At 71.5% G+C, this 12478-nt stretch carries 9 protein-coding genes; 4 read left to right on the plus strand and 5 right to left on the minus strand.

The window, feature by feature from the left end:
* Positions 1-21 precede the first annotated feature (21 nt).
* Entirely contained in the window at positions 22-2517 is a 2496-nt protein-coding gene (locus AB0368_RS20540) for a S8 family serine peptidase (protein WP_366155492.1), read from the plus strand.
* A 67-nt stretch (positions 2518-2584) separates the two neighbouring features.
* Here AB0368_RS20540 and AB0368_RS20545 read toward each other — a convergent pair whose 3' ends face one another.
* Genes AB0368_RS20545 through AB0368_RS20555 form a run of 3 tightly spaced genes read right to left on the minus strand, consistent with a single transcriptional unit; the run spans position 2585 to position 6791 of the window.
* Positions 2585-3034, minus strand: a complete 450-nt coding sequence (locus AB0368_RS20545; protein WP_366155494.1) for a DUF6174 domain-containing protein — start codon at positions 3032-3034, stop codon at positions 2585-2587.
* Between the two features lie 46 nt (positions 3035-3080).
* Positions 3081-6368 carry a pullulanase-type alpha-1,6-glucosidase gene (gene pulA / locus AB0368_RS20550; RefSeq protein ID WP_366155495.1) on the minus strand — a complete coding sequence of 1096 codons (3288 nt, stop codon included), beginning with the start codon at positions 6366-6368 and terminating at the stop codon, positions 3081-3083.
* A gap of 33 nt (positions 6369-6401) precedes the next feature.
* Complete coding sequence (locus tag AB0368_RS20555) at positions 6402-6791, minus strand: hypothetical protein (protein WP_366155496.1); 390 nt, start codon at positions 6789-6791, stop codon at positions 6402-6404.
* A gap of 188 nt (positions 6792-6979) precedes the next feature.
* On the opposite strand from AB0368_RS20555, the gene acnA reads away from it, so the two are divergent.
* Positions 6980-9751: an aconitate hydratase AcnA gene (gene acnA / locus AB0368_RS20560; protein ID WP_366155497.1), complete on the plus strand. Its 2772-nt coding sequence runs from the start codon at positions 6980-6982 to the stop codon at positions 9749-9751.
* Positions 9752-9986: 235 nt separating this feature from the next.
* Positions 9987-10472: a hypothetical protein gene (locus tag AB0368_RS20565; protein WP_366155498.1), complete on the plus strand. Its 486-nt coding sequence runs from the start codon at positions 9987-9989 to the stop codon at positions 10470-10472.
* Between the two features lie 27 nt (positions 10473-10499).
* Here the strand turns inward: AB0368_RS20565 and AB0368_RS20570 are convergent, their stop codons facing one another.
* Positions 10500-11123: a maleylpyruvate isomerase N-terminal domain-containing protein gene (locus AB0368_RS20570; protein WP_366155499.1), complete on the minus strand. Its 624-nt coding sequence runs from the start codon at positions 11121-11123 to the stop codon at positions 10500-10502.
* Positions 11124-11196: 73 nt separating this feature from the next.
* On the opposite strand from AB0368_RS20570, the gene AB0368_RS20575 reads away from it, so the two are divergent.
* Complete coding sequence (locus AB0368_RS20575) at positions 11197-11442, plus strand: DUF2630 family protein (protein WP_366155500.1); 246 nt, start codon at positions 11197-11199, stop codon at positions 11440-11442.
* 67 nt (positions 11443-11509) lie between these two features.
* Here the strand turns inward: AB0368_RS20575 and AB0368_RS20580 are convergent, their stop codons facing one another.
* Positions 11510-12394, minus strand: a complete 885-nt coding sequence (locus AB0368_RS20580; RefSeq protein ID WP_366155548.1) for an RIO1 family regulatory kinase/ATPase — start codon at positions 12392-12394, stop codon at positions 11510-11512.
* Between the last annotated feature and the right edge of the window lie 84 nt (positions 12395-12478).

Consider the following 12478-nt stretch of genomic DNA (forward strand, 5'->3'; position numbering starts at 1 on the left):
CTGGAAGAAATGGGGAGGATCGTGTCTGTCCACGGATGGCCGGGACGCGCGCTCAGCGCGGCGCTCGCCCTGGCACTGCTCACCGTCGCCACGCCCGCTCACGCGGCGCCCGGCGATCCCGGCGGCAAATTGGCGCCCGACCTGCGGGCGCAGCTGGCGTCCGGCCGTACCACCACGTTCTGGGCCGTGCTGCGCGACCGGGCCGACCTCGGTCCCGCCCGGCGCGCCGCCGGCAAGGAGCGCAGCGCCCGGGTCTACTCGGCTGCGACGGGACTCGCCGCGCGGAGCCAGAAAGGACTGCGCGCGATGCTCGAGGCGCGCAAGGCCAGCTTCACGCCGTACTGGATCGCCAACACCGTCCGCGTCACCGGCGATGCGGGCCTCGCCGCCGCCGTCGCCGCCCGTCCCGAGGTGAGCCGGGTGCTCGCCGACAAGACGGTGCCGTTGCCCAAGGTGTCCCCCGCGGCCACCCTGCCGGGCGTCCGCGACGGCGCCCAGACCCTGGAGTGGAATCTCGACCGCATCCGCGTGCCCCGGGTGTGGGACGAGTTCCGGGACCGCGGCGAGGGCATCGTCGTCGCCACCGTCGACACCGGGGTGCAGTGGGACCACCCGGCCCTCGCCGCCGCGTACCGGGGGCGGGCGGCGGACGGCTCGGTGAACCACGACTACAACTGGTTCGACCCGACCGGCCTGTGCACCGACGGGGTGCCCTGCGACAACGCCGGCCACGGCAGCCACACCACGGGCACGATGGTCGGCCTCGACGGCGACCACGCGTACGGCGTGGCGCCCGGTGCGAAGTGGATCGCCGCCAAGGGGTGCGAGTCCAACGGCTGCTCCACGGCCTCGCTGCTGGCCGCCGGGCAGTGGATCGTCGCGCCGACCGACCGGGCCGGGAACAATCCGCGGCCCGATCTCGCCCCGGACGTGGTGAACAACTCGTGGGGTGGCTGGGGCTTCGACCCCTGGTACGCGCAGATCGTCGACGCGTGGGTGGCGGCCGGCATCTTCCCGGCGTTCTCCAACGGCAACGCCGGCCCGGGCTGCGCCACCGCGGGCTCTCCCGGCAACTACACGCACGCGTACGCCAGCGGCGCCTACGACGCGGCCGGCCTGGTGGCATCCTTCTCCAGCCGCGGCTCCGGGCAGGACGGCTCCGTCAAGCCGAACATCTCGGCGCCGGGCGTCGACGTGGTCTCCAGCATCCCCGGCGGCTACGCCAGCTACAGCGGCACATCCATGGCCTCGCCGCACACCGCCGGGACGGTGGCGCTGCTCTGGTCGGCCGTCCCGGCCCTGCGGCGCGACGTCGCCGCCACGCGCCAGGTGCTCGACATCACCGCGGGGGACGCCGACGACGTCTCGTGCGGCGGGACACCGGCCGACAACAACGTGTACGGGGAGGGCCGGCTCGACGCGTACGCGGCGGTGTCCGGGGCGCGGCAGCCGTCAGGCACGCTCACCGGCACCGTGACGTCGGACGGCGCACCGGCCGCGGGCGCCACGGTGGACGTCTCGGGCCCGGTCAGCCGCCAGAGCACGACCGGCGCGGACGGCACGTACCGGCTGGCCCTGCTCCCCGAGGGCAGCTACCGGACCACGGTCACCAAGTACGGCTTCCGCACCGCCACCGGAACGGTGGAGGTGAAGGCCGGCGACACGGTCCGCTTCGACATCGCCCTCGAGGCGGCGCCCACGGGCACGATCTCCGGTACGGTCATCGGTTCGCAGGGGCCGATCGCCGAGGCCACCGTGGCGCTGACGGGCACCCCCGCCGCCGTCCACACCGACGGGTACGGCAAATTCCGGCTGACCGCGCCGCTCGGCCGGTACGAGCTGACGGTCACGCCGTCCGGCGGATGTGACGCCGCTCAGACCCGTACGGTCGACCTCACCGGCGACATGGAACTGGACATCCCCCTGGCCTCCCGATGGGACGCGTACGGGTACTCCTGCATACGCAGCACCAGCGGCTACGTAGAAGGCACCGAGCGCGTCGACCCGCCCAGCCCGGACGATGCGGCCGTCGAGGTCCAGCTGCCGTTCCCGGTGTGGTTCTACGGGCGGTACCAGCCCCACGCATGGGTCTCGACCAACGGCCAGATCGCCTTCGACAGCGGAGTCGACACGGCCTACAACAACGTCGCCATCCCGGACCCGCTGCCGCCGAACAACGCGATCTCGGCGTTCTGGGACGACCTCTACGTCGACGAGGAGGCCGGCATCTACACCGCCACCGTGAACGACCGCTTCATCGTCGAGTGGCGCAACGTCCGCTTCTACGCCGACACGACGCAACGCATCTCGGTCAGCGTCGAGATCGCCCGCGACGGCACGATCGCCACGCACTACCGCGGCCTGCAGGGCGTCCTCGCCTCCGGGGGCAGCGCCACGATCGGCATCGAGAACGCCGACGGCACGGACGGCCTGCAATTCTCGTTCGGCACGAGCCCGGTGACCGAGGGCAGCGGCGTGACGTTCCGTCCGCCGAGCGTCCCGGTCGCCCGGCGCTGACGGATCGGTCCGGGCCGGCCCTCGGGGGCCGGCTCGGGCTGCGAGAGGAGGCGGGTGGTGTCCGGCTTCAGTTCGCCGAATACTCGGAGATGCGGAAGCACGTGTTCTCGGCGTTGTCGCCCGTCTCCGAGACGTCGAAAGAGACCGAGACCGGGTGTCCGTCGGCCGGGTCGGCGCTGGTGGACATGCGCCCTCCGTCCTCGGCCGCGGTGCGGGCGAGCTTCAGCAGGCCGCCGAGGCTCGGCACCTCGATCTCCTCGCCGCCGGCCACCCGGCCGTCGACCCGGTCGGCGGAGGTCACCTCGCCGTTCTCGACGGTGACCCGGTAGACGCCGAGGGACGGCCGGCCCTCACAGCGGCGCTCCAGCACGAACCGGTACGAGGCCGGCTCGGTCCACGCCGGCGGGGAACCGGCGGTCGAGGGGCCGGGATGCTGCGCCGAGTCGTCAGGGGACGAGGTGCAGCCGCCGGCGAGCACCAGCACCACGAGGACGCCGACAAGGGGTAACCGTCGCACCGGCACATCCTTTCGGATGCCCTGCCGCTCACGGAAGCGGGGTGTCTCACGGAAGCGGGGCGACGAAGACCGCGACGGACCGGGCCGGAACGGTCAGCCTGCCGCCCTCGGCAGACGCCGTGCGCAGCACCGGGTCCGCCGACGCCACCAGCTCGGGGTGCAGCACGAGCTCCACGCCCGCCAGCTCCGGCACGTTCTCGCTCGCCTGCGACTCGGTGGCGTTGAAGACCGTCACCACCGTGCTCCAGCGGGGGTCGAGGCCCGTACCGTCGAGGCACATCACGATCACGCCCGGCGTCTCGTGCGGGCCGCCGAGCGGGAACGTCAGCCGGCGTTCCACCTCGTCGGCCGTCGGCAGGCCGAACACCGGGGACGAGCGGCGGATGCTGAGCAGCTCCGCGTACCGGGCCGCGGTCATGTCCATGATCTGCGCGGAGGGGACCAGCGAGGGGTCGGCGAGCAGCGGGCGCGCCCACGGCCATTTGTCCTCGTTGTCCTCGGCCGGGGGCAGGCCGACACCGAAGCCGTTGCCGTCGGCGCCGTTCCAGCGGATCTGGTTGAACCAGTCGCCCGAGTTGTACGAGTTGCGGTCGAGCGACTTGGACCGCAGCCGTTCGGTGCCCAGCGCCACGAAGCCCACACCCTGGCTGAGCACGACCAGCGACAGCGCGAGGACCTGCATCCGGGCGCGGTCGGCCATGGGCAGGTCCACCGGCAGCTTGAAGGCCATCGCGTCGTAGAGGATCTCGTTGTCGTGGGCGTCGACGTAGTTGACGCACTCCCCCGGCGAGGCTGCGTAACCGCTGGGCGAGCCGTTGTAGTCGATCTGGGCGCCGCTCTGCTCGGCCCCGGTGTGGGTGACGAACCTGTACGTGACCAGCGCGCCCGACAGCCCCACCTTGATCCGGTCGTGCAGGGCGAGCGGGGTCGCCGAGCCGAGCCCGGTGGCGAAGCCGCGCACGGACGGGTCGTCGCCGAACGAGCCGCCGCCGCGGACCGCGTCGCGCAGCCGGTCGTTGAAGGTGCCGATGCCGGTGCCGGCCAGGTTGACCTGGGTGGCCTGCGCGAACCGTGCGTCGTACGCGACCTCGCCGAAGTTCCAGCCCTCGCCGTACAGGTAGATGTCGGAACCGCCGTCGAGATGATCGAGGGTGACCCTGGTCTCCAGGATGTTGGCCCGCGGGTGGTGGCCCATGAGGTCGAAGCGGAAGCCGTCCATCTTGTAGTGCCGGGCCCAGGTCACGATGGAGTCGACGACGAGCCGGCCCATCATCGTGTGCTCGGGCGCGGTGTTGGCGCAGCAGGTGGACTCGGCGACCGTGCCGTCGTCGAGCAGCCGGTGGTAATACCCGGGCACGATCCGATCGAGGACGCTGAACGGCGCCAGGCCGTCGGCCATCGTGTGGTTGTAGACGACGTCCATGACCACGCGCAGCCCGGCGGCGTGCAGGGCGGCGACCATTCGGCGGAACTCCAGGATGCGCGCGCTGCCGCCGGGATCGGTCGAGTAGCTGCCCTCGGGCGCGGTGTAGTGCAGCGGGTCGTATCCCCAGTTGAAGCCGTCCCGGTCGGCGACCTCCGCGATCGCGCGCTGTTGCTCGGCCGAGTCCGGCGGGAACGACGCCAGGTCGCAGGCGGGCACGGCCTGATCGGCGCGCCGGTCGGGGACGGTGGCGAAGTCGAAGGCGGGCAGCAGGTGCACGTGGGTCAGCCCGGCGTCGGCCAGCATGCGCAGGTGCCGCATGCCCGCGCTCTCCTCGTCGGTGAAGGCGAGGTAGGTGCCCCGGTGCGCCGGCGGCACGGTGTCGTCGAAGATCGAGAAGTCGCGGACGTGCAGCTCCGAGACCTGCATCCGGGCCGGAGCCACGGCCGTCGGGCGGGCCACCGTGTCCCACCCCGGTGGCTTCAGCGCGGGGTCCTCGAGGTCGACGATCTGACTGTGGGTGGAGTCCGCCGACAGCGACACCGAATACGGATCGGTGACGCTCGTGGTGACCACCCGCTGCGCCGCCGGATGCCACACCTCCACGCGATAGCGGTAGTAGCGGCCGAGCCATTTGCGCTTGCCGGTGATGGTCCAGACGCCGGTCACCGGGTCGCGTTCCATGGGCAGGATCTTGGGCTCGTCGTCGGGGGTGTGCGACAGCTCGAGCGACACCGTGCGGGCGGTCGGCGCCCACACCGCCAGCGTCGGCTTCTCCTCGTCGATGATCACGCCCAGCTCGGCGTCGGCGGCGTCGGCGTACAGGTCGTCGAGCACCCCGGGCAGCTGCACGGCGGTCGTCGCGACGACGTGGCCGCCGTGGTCGCGGCCGACCACGAGCAGCTGCCCGCGCAGCAGGTGACCCAGGGCGGCGTCGCCCAGCTCCGGCACGGCGAACGCGCGGTAGGCGCGCAGATGCGGGAACCGCCGGCTCTGCGCCTGGAACAGCCCGCCGGGCCGGGGCGTCAGCGGCAGCATCGTGCGCTCGCCGGACAGTTCGTCGCCGTCGCGGCGCAGGCCGTCCGTGGTCGCGGCGACCAGGGCGAACGCGTCGGCGAGATCGGCCAGCCGGGCAGGCAGGGCCACGGTGGTGCGGTCGACGAAAACCGCCAGCGCCCGGGCCGGGTCCAGCTCCGGACCCAACGACCGAAGATCCGGATGTACGGGCGCGGGCTCCCCCGAAAGCAGCCACACCGCACGCCCCCGGGAGAAGTCGAGGCGCTGGTCGTCGGGCAGATCCTTGTGATCGCCGCGGTGGATGACGAAGCGCAGCCCCGCCGCGTCGTGCCGCACCGGCACCCGGAACACGGCACCGAAGTCGTCGAAGGACGACGGTGTCACCGGGTGGTGCCACACCGGCTTCCTCGGCGTGCCCTCCCAGGCGTGCACGCCCCATCCGGCGTAGTCGCCGTCAGCACGCCGGTAGTGGATGACGGCGAGGCCGTCGTCGGCCACGGGCGGCGCGGTGAAGCCCGCCGCCTCCGCGCTGGCATAGACCTCCGGGTCGCCGGGCCGCAGCCAGATCTCCGGGGTGACGGCCGGGTCGGCCTGCCGGTCCTCGGCGACGTCCTTGGCCCCCGACCGGTCGACGACCAGGAAGCCGACGTGCCGCGCCGCGTCGCCGAGCCGCACCCAGGCGAAGCGCCCGTACGCATCCTCACCGGCGAAGGGGTGACCGTCAGGGAAGCCGGTGACCGCGTCGGGGTCGATGTCTCCCCATGCATGCAGTGACCAGTCGCCGTAGCCCGCGTCGTCGCGCCGATAGTGCACGACCAGCCATTGCGGCCGGTGCGGCGCGGTCAGTGCCGGTCCGGCCTCGCTGTTGGGCGGAGCGATCTCGATCGTGGTCACCTGGCCATGATGGCACCGGGGTACGTCACTTTTTCAGTGCGTCGCGATGACCGTGGTGATCCGGGGCCCGCCGACGTCCGCCCGGATCAGATAGCGGTAGCGCTCGCCGGGAACCGCGTTGCCGAGGCTGTCGAGGTATTCCCACTCGACCGCGACCAGGGCCAGCACGTCGCTGAGCCGCTGGACGTCGTGCAGCTGGGCGTGCGCCGCGACGATCTGCTGCTCCCGGTACGCCGGGGCGGCACCGAGGAAGGAGAGCGCGACCGCCGCCGGCGACGTGAACGTGAAGCTGTACGAGTCGGCCACCACCATTCCCGGCAACGCGTAGCAGCCGGCGACCGCGGCGACGTCGCCCCGGGTCAGCGCCGAGCCGTAGCGGTCGAAGAAGTCGGTGAGGTCGTCGAGGTCAGTAGGCGCCTTCACGGAACACCGTGTTCCCCATGATCACCCGTGGTAAACCTCCGGGGCGGGTTGCGACGAATAACAAGACGGACGTACGGTTTACCAAAGACGTGAACCCAGAGTTAGGCAGGCCTAACTGGCGGGCGGCCGTCACCGGTGCGGAAGACTGATGAGGACTACTCACGGTCGCTGGGTGTGAAGGAGATGACGTGGCCAGCCTCGACACCTTTGGTGCGAAGAGCGAGCTGCGCGTCGATGACGCGAGCTACGAGATTTTCACGATCGACAAGGTGGAGGGCCATGAGCGACTGCCCTACTCCCTGAAGATCCTGCTGGAGAACCTGCTGCGCACGGAGGACGGCGCCAACATCACGGCCGACCACATCCGGGCCCTCGGCGGGTGGGACCCCACCGCCGACCCCAGCGTGGAGATCCAGTTCACCCCGGCGCGGGTCCTGATGCAGGACTTCACCGGCGTGCCCTGCGTCGTCGACCTGGCGACCATGCGCGAGGCCGTCAACGACCTCGGCGGCGACCCGACCAAGGTCAACCCGCTGGCCCCGGCCGAGCTGGTCATCGACCACTCGGTCATCGCCGACCTGTTCGGCCGCGAGGACGCCTTCGCCCGCAACGTCGAGCTGGAGTACCAGCGCAACCGCGAGCGCTACCAGTTCCTGCGCTGGGGCCAGACCGCGTTCAACGAGTTCAAGGTCGTCCCGCCCGGCACCGGCATCGTGCACCAGGTCAACATCGAGTACCTGGCTCGTACGATCATGGAGCGCAACGGCCAGGCGTATCCGGACACCGTCGTCGGCACCGACTCGCACACCACGATGGTCAACGGCCTGGGCGTGCTCGGCTGGGGCGTCGGCGGTATCGAGGCCGAGGCGGCCATGCTCGGCCAGCCGGTCAGCATGCTGATCCCGCGCGTCGTCGGCTTCAAGCTCTCCGGCGAGATGCCGGCCGGCACCACCGCCACCGACCTGGTGCTCACGATCACCGAGATGCTCCGCGAGCACGGCGTGGTCAGCAAGTTCGTCGAGTTCTACGGCCCCGGCGTCACCGCCGTGCCGCTGGCCAACCGGGCCACCATCGGCAACATGTCGCCGGAGTACGGCTCGACCGCCGCGATCTTCCCGATCGACGACGAGACCATCAAGTACCTCAAGCTCACCGGTCGCTCCGAGGCGCAGGTCAAGCTCGTCGAGGCGTACGCGAAGCGCCAGGGTCTGTGGCTCGACCCGAACGCCGAGCCGGACTTCTCCGAACGGCTCGAGCTCGACCTGTCGACGATCGTGCCCTCGCTGGCCGGCCCGAAGCGCCCGCAGGACCGCGTGCCGCTGGACCGCGCCAAGCCGATGTTCCGCGAGGCCCTGGTCAACTACGTGCAGCCGAAGGGCCACGCCGACGAGGCCAGCGCCGAGTCCTTCCCGGCCAGCGACCCGCCGGCGAACGCGGTGGACGACGAGGTCGACAAGCCGCACATCTTCAGCGCCGCGGCCCACGCGAACGGCCGCCCGTCGAAGCCGACCCGCGTGGTCGGCGAGGACGGCACCGAGTTCGAGTTGGACCACGGTTTCGTCGGCATCGCCGCCATCACGTCCTGCACCAACACCTCGAACCCGCAGGTCATGATCGGCGCGGCGCTGCTGGCCAAGAACGCCGTCGAGCGCGGCCTCACCCGCAAGCCGTGGGTCAAGACCACCCTGGCGCCGGGTTCCAAGGTCGTCATGGACTACTACGACCGGGCCGGCCTAACGCCGTACCTGGACAAGCTCGGCTTCAACCTGGTCGGCTACGGCTGCACCACCTGCATCGGCAACTCCGGGCCGCTGCCCGAGGCGATCTCGGCCGCGGTCAACGAGGCCGACCTCACCGCCGTCTCGGTGCTCTCCGGCAACCGCAACTTCGAGGGCCGGATCAACCCGGACATCAAGATGAACTACCTGGCGTCCCCGCCGCTGGTCGTCGCGTACGCGCTGGCCGGCTCGATGGACCTGGACATCACGACGGAGCCGCTGGGCACCGGCTCGGACGGCAAGCCGGTCTACCTGGCCGACATCTGGCCGAGCGCCAAGGAGATCGACGACGTCATCGCCCACGCGATCGGCGCCGAGGGCTTCAGCGCGGCGTACTCGGACGTCTTCGCCGGCGACGAGCAGTGGCAGTCGCTGCCCACGCCGGAGGGCAAGACCTTCGAGTGGGCCGAGGAGTCCACCTACGTCCGCAAGCCCCCGTACTTCGAGGGCATGGCGGCCACCCCGTCGCCGGTCACCGACATCTCGGGCGCGCGCGTGCTGGCGAAGCTCGGCGACTCGGTGACCACGGACCACATCTCCCCGGCCAGCTCGATCAAGCCGGACTCCCCCGCGGGCAAGTACCTCGCCGAGCACGGCGTACCCCGGCACGAGTTCAACTCGTACGGCTCCCGCCGCGGCAACCACGAGGTGATGATCCGCGGCACGTTCGCCAACATCCGGCTGCGCAACCAGCTGGTGCCGGGCGTCGAGGGCGGCTTCACGGTCAACCACCTGACCGGCGACCAGACCACCATCTACGACGCGTCGGTGGCCTACAAGGAGGCCGGCGTCCCGCTGGTCATCCTGGCCGGCAAGGAGTACGGCTCAGGCTCGTCGCGCGACTGGGCCGCCAAGGGCACGATGCTGCTGGGCGTCCGGGCGGTCATCGCCCAGTCGTACGAGCGCATCCACCGCTCCAACCTGATCGGCATGGGCGTCCTGCCGCTGCAGTTCCCGCCGAAGACCGACGCGGAGTCGCTGGGCCTGACCGGCACCGAGACGTTCTCCGTCACGGGCGTCACGGAGCTCAATGAGGGCGGCATCCCGTCCACGGTCAAGGTCCGCACCGACACGGGCGTGGAGTTCGACGCCGACGTTCGCATCGACACCCCCGGCGAGGCGGACTACTACCGCCACGGCGGCATCCTCCAGTACGTCCTGCGCAAGATGCTCACCAGCTGACGCGTACGACCCCAGAACGCCCCGCCATCCCCCGTGGACGGCGGGGCGTTCTCGCGATTCACTCACCCTGCGGAGTTGCGCCGCTACCTACACTCAGGCCATGACGTGGCCGATCAGGGCGGTACGGCTCCGGCGATCTGCGCGGCACTGCTGCACGACCTCATCGAGGACACGGCCGTTCCCCATCGCACCTGCACGACGAGTTCGGCCCGAGATCGTCACGGTGGTCGAGGCGATGACGGCCGGTGGCGTCCGCACCGAGCAGGCGGTGAGCCGGGAGCTCATGCCCGTCGCGGTCGCAGACCGCCTGCACAACCTTCGTACCCTGCGGCGGTTGCCGGCAGCGAGCCGCCGGCGCGCCTCCCTGGACACCCTCGTCTTCCATGTGCCGATGGCACACCAGTTGGACGCCCCGGCGATCGCGGCGGAGATGAGCGACCTGGCGTGTGCGGCGCTCGGCTCCCTCGACCGCCCGGACGCGAAGGAGAACTGGGACCGCGTGGTGAGCGCGGCACGCCGGACAGATCCTCGATGGGCGGCTGACGCGATCGCCACCCTCGGCGGGAGCGCCGCGATCGTGGGCAGTGACGTCGTTCCGGAGTGGGCGCTCGCTACCGGCGGAGGCGGCCTGCTGGCCCTCGTGGCGGCGCTTCTGTTCCGCCGCGATCCGCGGTCGGCCAAGCGGGTGGCCGAAGTTCTTGCGGCATGGCGCCGCGACTGACGTCTATCTGCGGCCTCGGCGCGGGCATCAGACCACCGAGAAGCCCGGTGCCAGACTCGCCCGCCCGGTGAGGGCGCGCAGCACCAGCGTCGCGTCGCCGCCCGTGGCCGCGACCCGCGCCGCCTGCATCGTCACCTCGGCGACCACCTCGGCGGCGTACTCGACCGGGATCCGCGCCGCGGCGGCCACGTCCAGGCCGTGGACGACCAGCTCGAAGGTGCGGGTCGGGATCCAGTCGCGTACCCGCATGCCGCCGACCGGGGTGGCGATCACGTCCGCGTCACCCACGGTGGACAGGACCCGGGTCGCCTCTCTCGCATGGTCGGTCACGACCGCGGACGGGTCGTCGCCCAGCGACACGCCGGTGCTGCGGGCATCGTCGGTGGACGCGGCGCGGGCGGCGGCGACCAGCTCCGGAGGCGCCGACCGGGCGAAGGCCCAGTACCCCTCCGGGGAGTCGACGGCCACGCCGCTGCCCGGGCTGCCCAGCACGACGGGCACCTGACGCAGCGCCGAACTGGTGGAGTGGCCCACGAGGTCGCGTAACGACCATTCACCCAGTCCCGCTCCGTCCCAGCCGTCCGGGGGCAGCCGGTGGACGAGATCGGAGAAGGAGGCGGCGGCCGACTTGTATGCCCAGCGGAAGTCCATGCGCTCAAATGTGCCCCCTGCCGGTGCCGGGCGACGAGCGATCTCGGCGCGTGCGGAAGGTTAGGCTCGGCCCATGGATGACAAGACTGTCCTGGGCCGGATCCACGGTCTGGTCGACGAGGAGCACCAGCTGCGCGAGCAGCTGCGCCGGGGCGAGATCAGCGGTGACGAGGAGCGCGCCCGGCTGGCGGAGCTCGAGGAGTCCCTGGACCAGTGCTGGGACCTGCTGCGCCGGCGCCGGGCCGCCCGGGACGCCGGACACGACCCGGACGCCGAGCAGACGCACAGCACCGGCGAGGTCGAGAACTACCTCCAGTGACGCCGTCCCCGGCCGCGGCCACCGGATGACCGGCGGCCGCGGACCGGACCGGGGGGCGGGGGATGCCTCAGAGCAGCCCCGCCTCGTAGGAGAGCCGTTCGATCAGCTCCTCGGTCTCCACCTCGAGCCCCCGCGACCCGAACCAGGCCGCCACGTTCCTGACGTCGCGGGCCATGAACTCGCCGCCCTGCGGGTTGGCGATCACGTCGACCACCTGCGGCAGGTCGATGAGCACCAGCCGCCCCTCGTGGACCAGCGTGTTGTACGGCGACAGGTCCCCGTGCGCGACCTGCGCCCGGGCGAGCACGCTGAGCGCCTCCACCATCTGGCGCCACAGGTCCTCGAGGCCGTCGCGGTCCGGGCGAACCTGGGCCAGCCTCGGCGCCGCCTCGCCGGTCTCCCAGTCGCCGATGAACTCGAGCATGAGCTCGGTGCCGATCAGCTGGACCGGGTACGGCACCGAGATGGTGCCGCCCTCCTGGCCGACCTGCCAGAGCCGGGACAGGGCCCCGAACTCGGCGGCCGCCCACTGGCCCGCGATGAGTTCCTTGCCGAACGAGGTGCGGTTGGTCATGGCCCGCATCTCGCGGGAGCGGCGTACCCGGCGGCCTTCCAGGTAGCCGGCGTCGCGGTGGAAGAGGCGGTGGTCGCCGTCGCGGTAGCGCTTGGCGGCCAGCATGCTGGTCTTGCCGGTGTCCGGGATCGCGCGCCGGACCAGGTAGACGTCGGCTTCCTTGCCGGTTTTGAGCATGCCCAGCTCGGTGTCGACCGCGCCGTACTCGGTGCGGACCCAGTCGGGGCGGGGTTGGGGGCCGTGCAGCGCGCCGTCCCAGGTCGACCAGCGGTCACCCGTCTCGGGCAGGTCGGGGTCCTCGGCGAGCTGCGGCTCTAGGCGGCCACGCTTGACGAAGCCGGGCTCGTCGTCGTCGAACTTGCGGCGGCCGCGGCGCATGGTTGCCGGGCCGAAAGAGTCGTGCTCTCGCACTGGAGGGTCTCCTCGGAGAAGAAATAAGGGAGTTTCTGAACCTGGGCACGG

Source organism: Actinoplanes sp. NPDC051475 (assembly GCF_040689425.1).
In the GTDB taxonomy this organism is placed as follows: domain Bacteria; phylum Actinomycetota; class Actinomycetes; order Mycobacteriales; family Micromonosporaceae; genus Actinoplanes.

Excerpts from the sequence above, each read along its gene's own strand:
- AB0368_RS20565 (WP_366155498.1), top strand. The coding sequence starts at position 9,987 with ATGACGGCCGGTGGCGTCCGCACCGAGCAGGCGGTGAGCCGGGAGCTC.
- AB0368_RS20570 (WP_366155499.1), bottom strand. The coding sequence starts at position 11,123 with ATGGACTTCCGCTGGGCATACAAGTCGGCCGCCGCCTCCTTCTCCGAT.
- AB0368_RS20580 (WP_366155548.1), bottom strand. The coding sequence starts at position 12,394 with ATGCGCCGCGGCCGCCGCAAGTTCGACGACGACGAGCCCGGCTTCGTC.
- AB0368_RS20575 (WP_366155500.1), top strand. The coding sequence starts at position 11,197 with ATGGATGACAAGACTGTCCTGGGCCGGATCCACGGTCTGGTCGACGAG.